The 17,760-nt window shown below is 57.8% G+C and carries 10 protein-coding genes; 1 reads left to right on the forward strand and 9 read right to left on the reverse strand.

Features of this window, described 5'->3' with window-relative positions; genetic code table 11:
* Window positions 1-21: 21 nt before the first annotated feature.
* The 8 genes from hisS to purL form a co-directional block, all read right to left on the reverse strand.
* Window positions 22-1,293 carry a histidine--tRNA ligase gene (hisS, locus tag EBAPG3_RS00250; RefSeq protein WP_004180249.1) on the reverse strand — a complete coding sequence of 424 codons (1,272 nt, stop codon included), beginning with the start codon at window positions 1,291-1,293 and terminating at the stop codon, window positions 22-24.
* Window positions 1,290-2,543: a flavodoxin-dependent (E)-4-hydroxy-3-methylbut-2-enyl-diphosphate synthase gene (gene ispG, locus EBAPG3_RS00255; RefSeq protein WP_004180243.1), complete on the reverse strand. Its 1,254-nt coding sequence runs from the start codon at window positions 2,541-2,543 to the stop codon at window positions 1,290-1,292. Before ispG ends, hisS begins: the two co-directional genes overlap by 4 nt.
* Window positions 2,544-2,582: 39 nt before the next feature.
* Window positions 2,583-3,563: a RodZ domain-containing protein gene (locus EBAPG3_RS00260; RefSeq protein ID WP_004180241.1), complete on the reverse strand. Its 981-nt coding sequence runs from the start codon at window positions 3,561-3,563 to the stop codon at window positions 2,583-2,585.
* A 109-nt stretch (window positions 3,564-3,672) separates the two neighbouring features.
* Window positions 3,673-4,839, reverse strand: coding sequence for a 23S rRNA (adenine(2503)-C(2))-methyltransferase RlmN (gene rlmN, locus EBAPG3_RS00265; protein ID WP_004180238.1), 1,167 nt, complete (start codon window positions 4,837-4,839; stop codon window positions 3,673-3,675).
* Window positions 4,840-4,861: 22 nt separating this feature from the next.
* The gene (ndk, locus tag EBAPG3_RS00270) at window positions 4,862-5,287 is read right to left on the reverse strand and encodes a nucleoside-diphosphate kinase (protein ID WP_004180236.1); all 426 of its coding nucleotides are present in this window, start codon (window positions 5,285-5,287) and stop codon (window positions 4,862-4,864) included.
* Between the two features lie 367 nt (window positions 5,288-5,654).
* Entirely contained in the window at window positions 5,655-7,712 is a 2,058-nt protein-coding gene (locus EBAPG3_RS00275; RefSeq protein WP_004180234.1) for a M1 family metallopeptidase, read from the reverse strand.
* Window positions 7,709-8,947, reverse strand: coding sequence for a ChaN family lipoprotein (locus EBAPG3_RS00280; RefSeq protein WP_227869240.1), 1,239 nt, complete (start codon window positions 8,945-8,947; stop codon window positions 7,709-7,711). The genes EBAPG3_RS00275 and EBAPG3_RS00280 overlap by 4 nt, the downstream gene beginning before the upstream one ends.
* Window positions 8,948-9,032: 85 nt before the next feature.
* On the reverse strand, window positions 9,033-13,067 hold the full coding sequence (gene purL, locus EBAPG3_RS00285; RefSeq protein ID WP_004180222.1) for a phosphoribosylformylglycinamidine synthase: 4,035 nt from the start codon (window positions 13,065-13,067) through the stop codon (window positions 9,033-9,035).
* An 89-nt stretch (window positions 13,068-13,156) separates the two neighbouring features.
* On the opposite strand from purL, the gene EBAPG3_RS00290 reads away from it, so the two are divergent.
* Window positions 13,157-14,671, forward strand: coding sequence for a bifunctional ADP-dependent NAD(P)H-hydrate dehydratase/NAD(P)H-hydrate epimerase (locus EBAPG3_RS00290; protein ID WP_004180221.1), 1,515 nt, complete (start codon window positions 13,157-13,159; stop codon window positions 14,669-14,671).
* A gap of 169 nt (window positions 14,672-14,840) precedes the next feature.
* On the opposite strand, the gene EBAPG3_RS00295 is transcribed toward EBAPG3_RS00290, so the two are convergent.
* Window positions 14,841-17,711, reverse strand: a complete 2,871-nt coding sequence (locus EBAPG3_RS00295; RefSeq protein ID WP_004180220.1) for an AMP-binding protein — start codon at window positions 17,709-17,711, stop codon at window positions 14,841-14,843.
* Window positions 17,712-17,760: the final 49 nt, after the last annotated feature.

Raw genomic sequence — 17,760 nt, forward strand, 5'->3', positions numbered from 1 at the left:
TCCTGATAAGAATTTTCCGATTCAAGTTCTCTTAAGCAGATCCACCGCTTCCGCCATTCCGACTCTCACCTGCCCGGCTGCCTCGCGCAGCGGCTTGATGCTTATCTCACCCGCTTGTACCTCGTCATCGCCAATAATAACGGCAAAACGCGCACCACTGACATCCGCCTTTTTCATTTGCGCCTTGAAACCGCCTGCGCCACAATGCAGGATTGCCCTGAGTCCGCTATCGCGCAAATATCTGACGGTCTTCCACGCGGCTCCATTCGCGGCCTCGCCCTGATGTATCACATACACATCCGGTACCGGGCGCAGTATTTCACTGCCGCATTCCACCATCAGCGCCAGCACACGCTCCACGCCCATGGCAAAACCGCACGCTGGCGCCGCTGATGCCGGTTTGCCGCCAATCTGCTCCACCAGTCCGTCATACCGGCCGCCGGCGCATATGGCGCCTTGCGCACCAAGCTTCCCGGTGATCCATTCGAATACGGTGCGGTTGTAATAATCCAGCCCTCTTACCAGCCGCGGATTGATCTCGAAGTCTACTCCTTGGTCACGCAGAAGCCGCTGTAACGTTTCAAAATGCGCCAGCGAGTCCTCGTCGAGGTCATCCAGCAACCGTGGCGCCCCATCAATAATCTCTCTCATCTCCGAATTCTTGCTATCGAGTATCCGTAATGGATTGCTGTGCAGCCGCCGGCGAGCATCATCATCGAGCCTGCCCAGATGCCGCTCCAGATACCCGATTAACCGCGTTCGGTGCAAGGCGCGCGATTCGGCACTACCCAGCGTGCCGATTTCCAGGCGCACATCAGAAATACCCAGCTTCTTCCATAATTCCGCACACATGACGATGAGCTCGGCGTCAATATCAGGTCCGGAGTAACCCAGTGCTTCGACACCCACTTGGTGGAACTGTCGGTAACGTCCCTTTTGCGGACGCTCGTGGCGAAACATGGGCCCGGAATAGTACAGCCTCTGCGGCCCCGCGTAGAGCAGGTTATGTTCCAGCACTGCACGCACACAGGAAGCGGTCCCTTCAGGCCGCAGTGCCAGACTGTCGCCGTTGAGGCTATCCAGAAAGGAATACATCTCCTTCTCGACGATATCGGTCACCGCGCCTATGGAGCGCACGAACAGATCAGTCTGCTCGACAATCGGCATGCGGATGTTACGGTAACCATACGCCGTCATCCAATCACGCACGGTCTGCTCAAAAAATTCCCAAAGGTATATCTGATCAGGCAGGATGTCATTCATCCCGCGGATGGCCTGAATGGTTCTGGTCATTGACTGATTTCTGCGGCGCCTGACTTCTTCGGGTATTTCATCTGTACATATTCATCGACTATCTGGCGGAATTCGCCCGCAATATTATCGCCTTTCAAGGTCACCGATTTCTGCCCATCCACATATACCGGCGCCACCGGCCTCTCACCTGAACCGGGCAGACTGATACCGATGTTGGCATGCTTGCTTTCCCCCGGGCCGTTGACCACGCACCCCATCACCGCCAGCGTCATGTTTTCCACGCCTTCGTATTCCTCGCGCCACACCAGCATCTGGGTGCGTACATAGCCCTGAATACTTTCCGCCAGTTCCTGGAAATAGGTGCTGGTGGTACGCCCGCAACCGGGACATGCCGCCACCAGCGGGACAAACGCGCGCAGACCCGTGGTTTGCAGAATCTCCTGCGCCACCACCACTTCGCGAGAGCGGTCACCGCCAGGCTCCGGTGTAAGCGATATGCGGATGGTGTCGCCAATGCCATCAAGAAGCAGCACCGACAGCGCGGCGGTGGAGGCAACGATTCCTTTCGAACCCATACCGGCTTCGGTCAGTCCAAGATGCAAGGCATAATCGCAACGCGATGCCAAGTCGCGATAAACGGCAATCAAGTCCTGTACGCCGCTTACCTTGCAGGACAATATGATCCTGTCGCGCCCCAGTCCGATCTCTTCAGCCCTGGCCGCACTTTCCAGTGCGGAGGTGATCAATGCCTCACGCATGACCAGCACCGCGTCCTTCGGATCACCGGACCGGGCATTCTCATCCATGAGGCGGGCCAGCAGTTCGGGATCGAGACTCCCCCAGTTGACGCCGATACGTACCGGCTTACCATATTTACAGGCAGCTTCTATCAGGATGGAAAATTGCTCGTCGCGTTTTTTTCCATGCCCCACGTTGCCCGGGTTGATACGGTATTTGGCAAGCGCCTTCGCGCAATCGGGATATTCAGTCACCAGTTTGTGACCGTTAAAATGAAAATCGCCTATCAGCGGCACGTGACAGTCCATGTCATCGAGACGCGCGCGGATACCCGGCACTGCTTTAGCGGCGGCGGCGGTATTGACGGTTATACGCACCAGTTCCGATCCCGCCCGCGCGAGTTGGGCCACCTGGACCGTGGTGGCGATTTCATTTTCCGTATCGGTATTGGTCATGGATTGCACCACCACCGGCGCACCGCCGCCAACTGTAATGGGACCTACACGGACGCCGACGCTGTTTCGGCGCGGCGGAAAAATATTTTGTGACATAGTCATGATAAGTATGAGAATCTTATAAATGTAAAGGTTTCATTTGAGTGACAGACGTGCTGTTCCCCCATAAGCATTGGTATACGGTGCCAGATCCACCGGCTTGTTATTGTAGACCAGCTTGACTTCGGCGGCGTTGCCTATCGTAAGGGAGAATGGCGGCTTGCCGTGTAACACCTGCTCGGTGCCTCGGGGATTAATCCGCGAAAGAAGCAGCCTGCCTCCATTATCCCTGACTTCAGTCCATGATTCTCCCTCAAATACGAGACGAAGAACATCTCCGCTGCTTGCCGGTTCAGGAGCGGCAATATTCACTGATTCACGGGCAGGGACGCTTGCCGCTTCAGGGACGATGACCGCTGGCGCACCTTGCGGTGCGAGCGGCGCAGCAGGAATGGGAACAGGAAGAGGAGCGGGCACTTCGCGTTTTTGTTCAGCTACCACGGCTTTGTCAGTGGATGCCCCCGTGTCGCCGGTCGTTTTTGCGGATGGCGGTTGATTTTGAGGTAGCGCGTCAGCCCGGTCAGCCCCGGTTCGGGTTTCCGTTTTCACCTCCGGTTGCGGTTGCTTCCCTTTATTGCCTTCGCTGCCATCATAAATTTCAAAAATCAGCAGCAGCACCAGAATGGCCACTCCCGCAATGATCAGATTACGTTTCCCGCCTCCCTGATTTGAGGGAAAAGGGATGCCCTCGGTCTGATACGAGATGGTTGGGGCAGGAGTGGGCGGAAGCGATTGCTCCAGCCGCTGCAATAACGGTCCAGCATCCATCTGCAACAGCTTGGCGTAGTTCCGTACGAAGCCGCGCAAAAATGTTCCGCTTGCAAGATTGTCGTAATCATCCTGCTCCAGCGCCGTAACCTGTCGCACCGATAACCGCAGCTGTCGTGCTACGTCTTCAATATTCATTCCGCGCGCCAGCCGCACAGCGCGAAATTCGTGCCCCACGCCTGTTCCTACCTCGGCCTGGCCCGCTTCCGCACCATGGCCGGCACCGCTGTTGCTGTCAGTGGCGTTCATTACTCGAATCCGCGATCATGCAGCGCCAATGCCTGTTTGGAATTCGGAAACTGTTTCCATGACATGCACGGGGCCAATGGCACTGTGAAGATATCCATCCGTCTTTGCTTCATCTCGCCGCTTCCACAATTGCGCGGCTAGTCCGCCGGGTCTTGTCATGCACTTTTCCGGCGAGTTGCCCGCAGGCAGCGGCAATATCGTCACCGCGGGTCTTGCGCACGGTCGTTATCAATCCAGCCTGCATCAGCACATCGCGGAAGCGATGCACCGCCTCCTGCGATGAGCGCCTGTACCCCGAATTGGGAAAAGGATTAAACGGGATCAGATTGAATTTACAAGGCGTATCCCGTACCAGTTGGACCAATTCACGCGCATGGGCCAAGCTGTCATTGACACCATCCAGCATGACATATTCAAAAGTGATGAAATCCCGCGGTGCGGACTGAAGGTAGCGCTGGCAGGCCGCCAGCAATTCCCTGATCGGATATTTCTTGTTAATGGGCACCAGCTCGTCACGCAGCGCATCGTTCGACGCATGCAGCGACACCGCAAGCGCCACCGGGCAACGTTCCCGCAGCCGGTCCATCGCCGGAACCAGGCCCGAAGTACTCACCGTCACGCGCCGCCGCGACAGCCCATAGGCATTGCCATCCAGCATCAGATGGAGCGCGGTCACCACGTTCTCAAAATTGGCCAGTGGCTCGCCCATACCCATCATGACTACATTCGTGACGGCACGACTATGGTTCTGAAAATTGGGGTGGCTTGGAGGACTCACACCTTTCTGACCGCTCGCGATCCCCTCAAGTTCCGTGATGGACTTGCCAGCGGAGGCTCCCGCCAGCGTTTTATTCGCCCACCACAACTGGCCGATGATTTCCGCAACCGTCAGATTGCGATTAAATCCCTGCCTGCCGGTGGAGCAAAAGGTACATGCCAGCGCACAACCCACCTGGCTGGAAATACATAGTGTGCCGCGACTGGTTTCGGGTATGAAAACAGTCTCGATGCCATTACCCGCACCTACTGACAACAGCCACTTTCGGGTGCCGTCCGCGGCGATATGATCGCTGATTACCTTGGGAGGCTCAATCACCGCGCCTGTGGAAAGCTTGTCCCGCAATCCCTTCGCCAAATCACTCATACTCGCGAAATCGGCCTCGCCGAACCGGTGTATCCAGCGCAGCAACTGCTTGGCACGAAATGGCTTCTCACCTATTTCAGCACAGAAACCGGCAAGAGCATTCGCATCAAAATCCAGCAGGTTGACACTCATGATGTTGAACTAGAAACCATTCTTATCTGGAATAAATGTTCAGCGCCGGAAAATAATAGGCAATTTCAACCGCCGCGGTTTCCGGCGCATCGGAACCATGCACGGCGTTGGCATCTATACTGTCGGCAAAATCTGCGCGAATGGTTCCTTTTTCCGCTTTTTTTGGGTCGGTTGCACCCATCAGGTCCCGGTTCTTCCTGATCGCGTCTTCGCCTTCGAGCACCTGCACCATGACAGGCCCGGAAATCATGAATTTCACCAGATCACTAAAAAATGGGCGGCTGCGATGCACAGCGTAAAAGCCCTCGGCCTCCGCCTGTGAAAGATGCAGCATGCGGGCTGCAATTACTTTCAGTCCGCTGGTTTCAAAACGGGAATAGATTTCTCCAATCACGTTTTTAGCCACCGCATCCGGCTTGATAATAGACAATGTTCTTTCGACAGCCATCAAACACTCCACTAAATTAAGAAATGAAAAAACCTCTGAATAAGTCCTCCGTCGAGCGCGCTGCGGCAAAATCGGAAGGATCACAAGGCACGTCACGAAGGTAGCACGAGTCGTAATTTGACCTGCGATACCAAAGCGAAGCGCGCAACGCAATGAGCACCCAACTTGCCGCAACTGAAGGGACGCCCATATGGGACTTATTCAGAGGTTCCTTTTTGTATTTTAACAAAAAAACCGATTCCGAAGTCGGAAAAAGCAAAAAGCCCGGTGTTGACCGGGCTTTGAGCCGAGAAATGCACGACCGCTCGGTTACGTAATGATTTTCACGGTAAGCTTGCGTACAGTTTCAGGCATTCTTGCGATACCTTCAATCGAGCTTCAACACCTGCGCACGTGTGGGCCACGCGCCCCGCCCGATCGCCTTGGCTCCCTCAAAAATGACATAACTCTGACGGCCGTAGTGCGGCAGAGGCCGTATCAGCGCAGTGAGCGAGGCCGCATCCCGCGCGGACACCATCGCCAGCGTCACGCCATCGGAACGGCTGATCGTCCAGGCCTGCGCCGAGCCTTTGCCCCGCACGATCTCCGGCCGGCCAGGCAACTGATGCCGCGCAAGCCACGCATCGACTTGTTCCTCCAACCCAATCACCAGTGCAGGCACAGACGGCAGGTTATCTGTCGCCGGGACCAGTTTCAGGGATCGATTTTGAAGTTTGCCGGCAAGCGTCTCGGCGGTACTGCGCAGCTCGCCGCTTTCCGGCAGTAGAATGGCCATCGCTGTCCGGTCAACCATGATCTGGCGCAGAATCGGCGGCGCCTCGTCGGGTGTCAAGCGCCGGAATAACCGCAGATCCGGATCCAGGATCACTTCCAGCGGAAGGGTGCGTACCTCAAGTGTAAAAGTCTGGCGTCCGCGCTCCAAATCGAGCATGTGCATCTCTTCACCTTCCCCGGTACGAATCGCAACGGGCACACGCAACCGGTATTCGGGCTCCGTTTGTTCAAGCGTGACGCTGATGCGATAACCGGAGTCGGACTTCGTACGTCCGGCTTCCGCAATGCGCACGACAGGTGCTCCCGCGCGCGTGAGCCACTGGTCGAAGAAACCATGTAAATCCTGTTTGGACACTGTCTGGAATGTGCTCCGTAGATCCGCCCACGAAGCGATACGGAAGCGTTGCTCGCGCCAGAATGCCTGCAATGCATGATCGAAGGTCTCGCGTCCGAGCAGGTCGCGCAGCATGAGGAACATCATCGCAGCCTTGTTGTAACCCACGATCTGGGAAGCCCCATGAGTACGCGAGGTAAAAGTCGTAAGCGGCGCGTCCTGACCGGGTGACAGTGCGGCGAAATCGCGCAGCCAGCCGCGGCGCATTTCTCGCGCGGCATCGGGACCTTCACGCTCCTTGTACGCATAATCCGCCATGAACGTGGTCAACCCCTCGGACCAGTTACCCTGAGCGTAATCGGGATACACACCGTTTCCCCACCAGTTATGCAGCACTTCGTGGCCGAGCGACGTGGAACGGATGAACGGCAGCCGCAGCACCTCGATGCCGAGATAGGTGAGCGTCGGCATGCCGAAACCCGTCGGCGTTGGACTCGATACGACGCTGAACTCAGTAAACGGATACTTCCCGATCCATGACTCGTAGAATTCGATATAGCCCTTTACCGACCTGAGATAGGCGGGCGCGAGGTCTGCAATCTGGGGATGGAAGTAAGTCCGCAACTGGATTGGCTTGCCGCCCGCGCCGCGCATTGTACTTGTTTCCACTTTGTACGGACCGGCCATGAGATCGATGCCGCCGGTCGGTGCAAGAAACTCGAAACGTGCACGATATCCCTCATCCGTTTCAGATTCCTCGGCAAGGCGGCCCGCGACAATACCGCGCTGGCCGCCGGGAAGTTCGATACTCACCCGGTAGCTTGCGAGTTTGTCCGCTATATAAGGATACCAGCCGCTCGAGTCCGGCAGGAAAGTACCCTCGCCGCTACTTGCCGGTTCGCTCCTTCCCAGTGTCTGCGGGTGATCGAGCGAGGTATCAAGTGCCGCAAGTTCGCCACGCCAGTGAACCTCGATACGGCGTGGCATCTGCTTGTCGCCCGGGATACGCCAGGCACGCATCCTGCCGGTAATCGCGGACGGACCGAGCGACATGGCGTCAATACGTCCGCGCATCATCTCGAAACGACGGCCCATTACCAGGGTCAACTCCTCTGATGTCTTTGCTGTTATGACACTGCGCCCCTCTATGGTGCGTGCAACCGGATCAATGCGCACTGTAATGTCATAGTGGATCTCGGCATCCGCTGCCGGGGCAGATTCGGCGGATGTGGCGGTTGCCATAAAAAACGAAAGTAGAATGCAGACAATATCCCTACTGACACCCGGAATGCGCGCCCCCCTTGTCAGCTGCCTCATTTCGGCACCGCCGGAAACCTGGCAATAATTTCCATCGTCTCGCTACCACGTTTTACCTTGAGCGGCAGCCATGTCCCCGGGGCCTGGCGTTTGACGATATCCACAATATCGTTGATGCGCTTGAGTGCGACGCCGGCGGCCTCCATGATGAGATCACTGTCGCGGATACCGGCTGTTTCGGCGATACTGCCCTTCTCCACCTGCAGCACGCGGGCACCGCCATCCTGTGCCACTTCGAAGCGGATACCCAGGCGCTGCCGCGGCAGCTCATGCGAAACGAATGCCAACGAACCAACGCCAAATACCGCATCGGCCAGTCCTCCGACAACCTGTCCGCAATGGGTGCCGCTATTCCATGGCAACAGCGTGCCGACGTCCGTAACGCGCAGGTCCTTCAACTGGTGGGGGACCCCGTAACCATATTTGATATGTCCCGAACCCATAATGCCGACTACCAGGGGACGCCCCGGCCGGTCCAGCGCCGAGTGTATGGCTTGTGCCATTGCCCTGTCCCAGAGCTGCTGGCTCTCCACAAAGCGCCGAAAATCCGGGTCATCCCGATTGGCTTCACCCTTCTTCTTGCCGCCGCGCTCATGCTCACCGTAAAACGGCAGTAGGTAATCAAGATAAGCCGTGCTTGGCGCGGCGGGTGGCATCACGCCTTCACGCTCATTCTCCGGAACCCCCTCGAAACCCTTCTGGGTAGTCGCTCGACGCAAGCGCGCGTCGATATTGAGCGCCACCATTGGCACACGATTCATGCGTGCAAAATGAAACAGCGGCAGGTAAAGGCTCGCGTCCGTACCCCAGACGGCGTTCCAGTCCGCGGCGGCGAGAAATTGCGCTTCCGAAAACTCCCCGGCCACCCACTGATCGAGCGCCTTCTGTACCCTGCGCGGAAACATCTCGAAACCGATTACCATGTCGGGGCGCATTGCATGCAGCGCAGCCAGCACCTGCAATTGCCATCGGTGATGTTCAGGGTTATCGTGCATTTCACCCAGCAACACCACCGAGTTCCTTGCGGCGCGGGCAATGACATCAGGGCCGGATATCTTCCCGCCGCCAGGCAGGGTCCAGCTTCCGACCGGCACACACCCCTCATTTTCCTTGTTGCCCGCCTTGGTTTGAGCCCATGCGATATGCGGACCGGCGACGAATGCGAATAGCATGACAGCCAGGAATCCCCCTTTGTACAGGGCATGCCGGAGCGGGGCGCATTGAAAAATTGTCAAGCTGGATACTCCCTTATCGTGAATTATCGAACTCATCTCATCCGTATCCGGATTATTATAGTCGCACCAGGCTACCTTGACGGTATCACCCCACCCATTTTCTGGCGTTCCTGAACATGCGCATCCACGGCGCGTCGCCCCGCCAGCCGGGATGCCAGGAATGCTGGACGGCGCGAAACCCGCGCTCCGGGTGTGGCATGAGTATGCTGAAGCGTCCATCCGGGGTGGTCACGCCGGCCATGCCATGGGGAGAGCCGCTGGGATTGAGTGGGTAAATCTCGGTGGGCTGGCCCCGATTATCGACGAAACGCAATGCAACCAGAGATGCAATAGCTGAGACCCTGTTCGATCCGGTAAATTCAGCACGGCCCTCCCCGTGCGCAACGACAACAGGCATTCGGCTCCCGGCCATGCCGTCAAAAAAGAGCGATGGACTCTCCTGGATTTCCACCATGACGAATCGCGCCTCGAACTGCTCCGATTTATTGCGCGCAAATCGCGGCCAATGTTCGGTGCCGGGAATGATTTCATGCAGATTACTCATCATCTGGCATCCGTTGCAGACACCCAGCGCAAAGCTGTCGGTGCGCTCGAAGAACGCCTCAAATTCATCACGTGCGCGAGGATTGAACAGTATCGAGTTGGCCCAGCCTTCCCCTGCTCCCAGCACGTCGCCGTATGAAAATCCACCGCATGCGGCGAATCCCTTGTAGTCCCCGAGAGATGCACGTCCTTCGACGATATCGCTCATGTGCACGTCGGTGGCCAAAAATCCCGCCCGATCAAACGCGGCAGCCATTTCCACGTGACCGTTCACGCCTTGCTCGCGCAAAATGGCGATTCGGGGCCGGATGCCGCTATGGATGTAAGGCGCGGAAATATCATCGTCCACGTCGAAATTCAGGCGTGCATGCAGACCAGGATCGGTGATATCGAGAATGCGATCATATTCCTGCAGCGCGCATTCCGGATTGTCGCGCAGCGCCTGCATCCGATAAGTGGTCTCCGACCAGGCACGATGCAGGTCAACGCGTTTCTCGGCGAACACCGGCTTATTGTTGCGCAGGAACTGAACCTCATCCTTGTCATTGATCTCACCAATAACAAAACACGCATCGCGCAAGCCCGCTTCCGCCAGGATAGCCATCACATCACGGCGGTGTTCCGTTTTTACCTGGATTACCGCCCCCAATTCCTCATTGAACAGGACGGAGAGGATGCGCTCCATGAATCTTCCGCCCAGCGCCTCCGGGCGCAACTCATGGCCATCGACGTCGTTCGCGAGCACATCGAAACATAGCTGATCCAGGTTGATGGTTATGCCAACGTGGCTGGCGAATGCCATTTCACACAATGTTGCAAATACACCTCCATCGGAGCGGTCATGATAGGCAATTATTTTGTTCTCATGATTCATACGCTGTATCGCGGTGAAAAAGCCCCGGAGTTTCTCCGCTCCCTCCAGGCCCGCCATGTCCGGCGCGTCATCTCCCACCTGCTTGTAGACTTGTGCCAGCGCCGAACCGCCCAAGCGGTTCCTGCCGCCACCCAGATCGATCAGTACAAGTGCCGTCTCGCCACAATCCTTGCATAACTGCGGCGTGAGCGTTTTGCGCGCATCCGTTACTCTCGCAAAGGCGGAAACGATCAACGAAAGCGGCGCAGTCACCTCTTTTCTGATCCCCGCGCCGCCATGGCCGGATTCCGATTCCCATATGGTCTTCATCGACATGGAATCCTTGCCCACCGGGATGCTGATTCCCAATTGGGGGCAGAATTCCATGCCTACCGCGTGCACGGCGTCGAACAGTGCCGCATCTTCGCCTGGATGCCCCGCCGCAGCCATCCAGTTGGCGGAAAGCTTGATCTCTCCGATATGCTCAATTCTCGCGGCCGCAATGTTGGTGATGGCTTCGCCCACCGCCATGCGTGCTGAAGCGGCGGGATCTATTAGTGCCACCGGGGTGCGCTCGCCCACAGCGAAAGCTTCACCCAGGCAAGTCCGGTAACCCATCAGTGTCACCGCCACATCCGCTACTGGCACCTGCCACGGCCCCACCATTTGGTCACGCGCGGTCATACCGCCGACGGTGCGATCGCCGATGCTTATGAGAAAGGTCTTGTCCGCCACTGCGGGCAGCCGCAGCACCCGATAGGCTGCTTCCCGCAGATTCAATTCCGCCGTATCGAACGGCAACAGCGTTCTCCCGATATGCATCACATCACGGATCATTTTAGGCGGCTTGCCCAATAATACGGAGAGATCCATATCAACCGGCTGATTGCCGAATACAGGGTCGGCCACGGTGAGTTGCTGCTGCGCCGTCGCTGTGCCCACTACCGCGAACGGACAGCGTTCACGCTCACAAATTGACTGGAACAGTGCCATCGACTCCGGCCTGATTGCGAGCACATAGCGTTCTTGCGCCTCGTTGCTCCAAATTTGCATGGGCGACATCCCCGGCTCTTCCAAGGGGATATCGCGCAAATTGAAACAGCCCCCGCGTCCGGAACCATGCAACAGCTCGGGCAGCGCATTCGACAAGCCGCCGGCGCCAACATCGTGAATCGAAAGAACCGGATTAGGTTCGCCCCGTCTCTCCATCTGCCAGCAACAGTCGATGACTTCTTGCGCGCGCCGCTCCATTTCCGCATTGCCGCGCTGCACCGAATCGAAATCGAGACGCTCCGCGTTCACCCCGGTATCCATGCTGGAAGCCGCACCGCCGCCCAGACCGATCAGCATCCCGGGTCCGCCCAGTTGAATCAGCAGCGCACCGGCTGAGAACTCTTCCTTGAATGAATGGCGTTCGGCGATATGGCCTATGCCTCCAGCCAGCATGATGGGCTTGTGATAACCGCGCATTTCGCCAGCGACGAGCTCCTCGAAGGTACGGAAATACCCCGCCAGATTGGGCCGCCCGAATTCATTGTTGAACGCCGCGCCGCCAATGGGGCCCTCCAGCATGATTTGCAGGGCCGATGCAATGCGCGATGGCTTGCCGTAAGAATGCTCCTTTCCTGATCGGTGCACTTCCCAAGGCTGAATAAATCCGGGAATGTTCAGGTTGGAAACCGAGAAACCGCCAAGTCCGGCCCTGGGTTTGGCGCCCCGGCCAGTCGCCCCTTCATCGCGGATTTCCCCGCCTACCCCGGTGGCGGCGCCCGGATAAGGCGAAATCGCGGTGGGATGATTGTGCGTTTCCACTTTCATCAGGATATGCGTTGACTCCTCTCCATAACCGTAAGCGTCATCCTCGCCGGGATAAAAACGGGCGACCTTTGCTCCTTCGATAATGGAAGAATTATCCGCATAAGCCACCACGGTGCCTTGCGGATTCTGCTGGTGAGTATTGCGTATCATCGAGAACAGCGACTTCGCCCGCGGCTCGCCGTCTATCACCCAGTCAGCGTTGAAAATCTTGTGGCGGCAATGCTCGGAATTGGCCTGGGCAAACATCATCAATTCCACATCGGTAGGATTGCGTCCGATCCGGGTGAAGTAGGCCGCAAAATAGTCGATTTCGTCCTGCGACAATGCAAGTCCCATCGCGCTATTGGCACTCTGCAATGCATCGCTTCCGCCTGTCCGCACATCCACGGTGGTGAATGGCGCGGGCTCAAAATGTCTGAACAATTTCTCCGCATCATCGAATGAGCCGAATACCGCTTCGGTCATGCGGTCATGTATCAGCGCAAGCAGCGCAATCCTGCCATCGGTGGAAAGTCCGGGGGTGGGCGTGCCTCCCGTCTGAATATAAAATGCCACGCCGCGTTCCAGCCGCTCCACCGCTTCGAGTCCGCAATGACGGGCAATATCGGTGGCTTTGGATGACCATGGAGATATGGTACCGGGCCGGGGCAGGACCAAGAGCAACTCACCCGGGGCATGACGGGCCTGCCGTTCGATATCGCTCCTCAGAAAGATTTCTTCCGGCGCAGACTTGAGCAGCCTTTCAAGAACGGCGCTTTCAGCCGGCCCAAGATCGCGCTTGAGCGCGCAAAAATGCCAATATTCCGCGTAAATGTGGGAAACTTGCGGAGCGGCAATCTTGAGTGCGCTCGCCAATTTTTCCAGGCGGAATGGAGAAAGCGCGCTGCCACCACGAAGTCGAAGCATCCGGCGAAATGGGTCAAGAGGTTGAAAATGCAATTTTACACGAGAAGACAAGCTGGCCGCAGCCTGATAAGCGTTTGATAAACGATAATATGCGTAATTACTCCACCGCTATTTATACCACTGCCGAGATCCGCGAAATCGAGCAACTCGCGGCTGCATTGCCTGACCCCCCCGCCTTGATGGAAAAAGCCGGTCTTGCCGCAGCTGAAGAAGCGCGGGACAGGTTGCTGATCCACGGGCGGATCCGGGTGCTGGTACTCGCAGGTCCGGGTAATAATGGTGGCGATGCTTTCGCAGTGGCACGCCATCTGCAAGCGTGGTGGTTCAAAGTAACGCTTGTGTTCACCGGCGAACGCTCAACCTTGTCCAGCGATGCGCGGCACATGCTGGACGCATGGCTTGCTGCGGGGGGCAAAATATATGCCGAAATCCCGAAAAATGAAAAATGGGATGCGGTGATAGACGGATTATTTGGCATTGGTCTCGATCGCCACGAGGGTCGAGAACTCGAGGGTAGATACCTGGCTCTGGTCAACGCCGTCAACCGCATGAACCTGCCAGTGCTTGCCATCGATATTCCCAGCGGCTTGGGCAGCGACAGCGGCCGGGTTCGTGGCGCAGCGATCCGGGCAGTCATGACGGTCACGTTCATTGGCCTCAAACCCGGCCTCATGACTCATCAGGGTCCCGAATATTGCGGGGAAATTTGCCTGCACGATCTCGACCTCAATACGCTTTCGCTGAAAGAACCCGGCTCATGGATGATGGATCAGATTTTGGCTCAAAAGTTATTGCCGCCACCCCGCCTCGCCAGCAGCCACAAGGGCACGTATGGCAGCGTCGGCATAATTGGCGGCTCAACAGGGATGATGGGTGCGGCACTTCTGGCGGGCGCAGCGGCATTGAAATCGGGCGCGGGGCGCGTCTATCTCGGTTTGATTGCCGGCAAGGCGCTTGAGGTGGACACTGCGCAGCCTGAGCTGATGCTGCGCCCCGTGCATGAAATGTTCAAGCTCGATCAGCTGAGCTGCCTTGTTGTCGGCCCAGGGCTGGGAATGAAAGCCGATGCGCGTTTCTGGCTGAGTTCCGCGCTGGAATCCACTCTGCCCCTGGTGCTGGATGCCGACGCGCTGAATCTCATCGCCGCCCATTCCAGCATTGCCAATCTGTTACGGGAGCGCAAGGGTCCGTCCATCCTCACACCACATCCCGCCGAAGCCGCACGTCTTCTGAACACGGACACCCCGACGATTCAAAATGACCGCATGGCCGCTGCGGCGGATCTGGCGAAGCGCTTCAATTGCCGCGCGGTATTGAAAGGCGGGGGCAGCATTTGCGCTGTGTCCGGCGGCAAACGCTATATCAATACCAGCGGCAATCCTGGCTTAAGCAGCGCGGGAACGGGCGATGTATTGTCCGGCATCACGGGCGCTTTGCTGGCGCAGGGATTAAGTTCGGACAATGCACTCTTGCTGGCGGTTTATCTGCACGGAGCCGCGGCGGATATGCTGCTCAAACAACAGGGCGGGCCGGTGGGAATGACCGCCTCGGAAATCCCGAATGCTGCACGCTACCTGTTGAATCAGTGGATCCACAATTCCTGATGGCCAGCGGAAAGAAGTTGGATATTGCGCTGCCGCCAGCACAAAAAAAGGCACGCGCTCATTATTCGCGGGTCTTGGACGAATTATAAAAAAGGCACTTTGTCACGGCAAGATGCCTTCAGGGCAAAGCGGACGCTCCGTTTTGGTCAAACAGCTTTACAAGCCCGGCCTAAATTTCCTCCCCGGGTTGAGCATCCTGCTCTTGCAGTGTTCCCCTCATGAGATCAGGTTCTCCGCAAAGCCGCAAGATTTCCGCACGAGCGGAGTCCCTCAAATGAATGGCGGCAGCCCAATCCTTGGTATCCGGCAAGATAGGCTTGCTGATCGTGATGGTAATAATCCCGCGGCGAGGCAACCAATGTCCGGCGCGAAGGATGGAGCGAGTACCACGAATGGTTACGGGCACTATCGGCACTCCCGCTTCGGCAGCCACCATAAATGCACCCATCCGGAAAGGCAGCAAGCCGGGCATGCGGGTGAATGTGCCCTCGGGAAAAAATATCGGACGGCTACCAGACCGCAATGAGCGGGACACCTGCTTTAATTCCTCCACACCGCGTTCCGGATCGAAGCGATCGACGAAATTCGACCCGATATGCCGTAGATATACGCGCGAAACAATACTGTCCAGCAGCTCCCGTTTGGCTACAAAACTGAAATGCTCCTTGGCATGGAATCCGCCCGGCAGGGCTGCTACCAGCATGATTCCGTCGAGATAGCTGGCATGGTTTGCCACCAGCACAAACGGCGCCTTGCAGGGCAGATTTTCCAACCCGCGAACCACTAATGGCGTTCCCGACAAACGTGCAAGGAGGCGTGCGCTTCCCCTGCTTAATGCCCACCCCCAGGCGGGGCGGGGTAGCAATGCGGTTGCCAGCCAGGTCACGGGTGCCAGCAGGCAGAACAGGACCCATACATATGCAGCATATAAAATGCCGGATGCCACCCTGCTGCCGCGGCGCAACTGAGGCAGCGCACCGGCCCACGCCAGCCGCACCACCTGCCACCATACCGGGCGCGGGGGGGGCGCCCCCTTTTCATACAACTCACGGCAGGCTGCCCGGCGGATCTTGCCGCTCGAGGTTTTGAGCACGCTATGGACAGGCGCCAGCACAATATCGTCTGCCGGCATTCCCAGCATATCCAGAGTCAGGGCGTTGATCTGACCGCGCAACTCCTCCTGCTTTCCGGAATCGATATCGCGCATCTCGGCCAGCACCACCAGTCGCTCTGTACCGGAAGCCGGGTCCGGGCTGCCAAAAACCGCGACGCACCCCTTACGAATGCCGGAGATATTACCGACCGCCTCTTCCAGCTCATGGGGGTGGATATTGCGCCCGGCACGAATGATAATGTCCTTTGCACGTCCGGTCAGATAAATATCACCTGCAGCAAGGTAAGCAAAATCGCCGGAATCCAGCCACCCTTCGCGAAACAACAGGCGATTCTGCTCCGGGTTGCGGAAGTAACCACTGGTAGCGGACGGTCCTTTGAATTTCAGGTATCCTTCCACCCGCTCCCCCACTTCATTGCCTGTGGCATCAACAATTTTGATTTGGTGGCCCGGAAGCGGCCGGCCACAGGCCACAAAGCGCAATACCTCCGCATTTTCGCCTCCCGCTGGATCCGCCCGACCGGAACGTGTGAATTCTTCCCGCTTGATACAGTCGATCAACGGCCCGCGGCCCGGCGGCGGAAAGGCGAGCCCAACCGAGCATTCTGCCAACCCGTATACCGGCGCCATCGCTTCCGGCCGCAGCCCGTAGCGGGCAAAGCGCTGCGTGAAATTGACGACAGTCGCGGGACTCACCGGCTCGGCACCGTTAAAAGCCATACGCCAGCTCGACAGATCCAATCCATCGATAACATCGTCCGGGATCTTGTGCAGGCACAACTCATAGCCAAAGTTGGGAGATGCCGAAAGGGTGCCGCGGTGCTGATGGATCGCCCACAGCCAGCGTTCCGGCCGCGCCAGAAAGGTGATGGGTGACATCACCACCAGCGGACACGCGTAGTACAGGCTGCCCAGCCAGGCCCCGATCAAGCCCATGTCATGATAGAGCGGCAGCCAGCTGACAAACACGTCCGTGGAAGTGACCCCCGCCGCCTGTCCCATCGCGCGGATATTGGTGAGTAAATTGGCATGAGTCAAGGCAACGCCCTTCGGATTGGCGGTACTCCCGGAGGTGTACTGCAACAGCGCGATATTATCGGCCTGGACGGGATACTCCGCCGCCTGTCCGGAAACGGACAACTCCGCCGCAGTCGTAATTGCGCGCAGTGTCTCCACCTGAGCCCGGAGCAGTCGAGCCACCGGTTTCGCCTCGGGCACCGTAATCAGGATCGTGGCGAGCGCATTGGACAGAATGCCCGCATGCCGGCGCAGATGATCCTCGATCTGTGAGACGCGAACGGGGGGATAAATTGGCACAGGAACCCCGCCCGCGAGCAGTGTCCCAAAGAAGCAGCAGAAGTAGTCATGGCTGGTCGGCAGCATGATCGCCACGGACTGTCCGGGCTGCAACCCGAATTCCACCAGTCCCGCCGCTATTTTCATGGCGCCTTGCTGCAATGCGACGTAGGAGATGACGTCTTCCCTGCCCGCTTCATCCAGCAACGTGATATGCGTGCGGTGCGGATGGGCGCGCACGTGCCAATCAAGAACTCCTGGCAGCGTCAGCGCATCGGCTGGTTCCGCCGATACCTGAAGTGGAGCTTCACTTCGCTGTATTCCCTTCAGCGCTGCCGCGGCGGGCGCGGCCGTCAATACCGCTCGCAACAGATCGCGTGGTGTCTCGGCATTGGCCAGCACCTGTTCGGGTAGACTGATCCCGAAGACACGCTCAATGCGAGCGAGCAGTTCTACCCTCGCGAGACTGTCAAAACCCAGATCCTGCTCCAGAGAGTTGTCCAGCGTTGCCGAAATTTCCCCACTGGAGCGTCGATGCAATTCAGCTGCCAGCTGCCGCGCGGTTTCCAGCAGAACGCCAGCCGCATCTTCCGCGCTTACCGCCTGTCCTGTTGGCCGCTCTCCAATCAAGCCTGATTTCCCCCGCGGTATAAATTCACACTGCCCCCTGCGGGCATCA

It is taken from the genome of Nitrosospira lacus, from assembly GCF_000355765.4.
In the GTDB taxonomy this organism is placed as follows: Bacteria; Pseudomonadota; Gammaproteobacteria; order Burkholderiales; family Nitrosomonadaceae; genus Nitrosospira; species Nitrosospira lacus.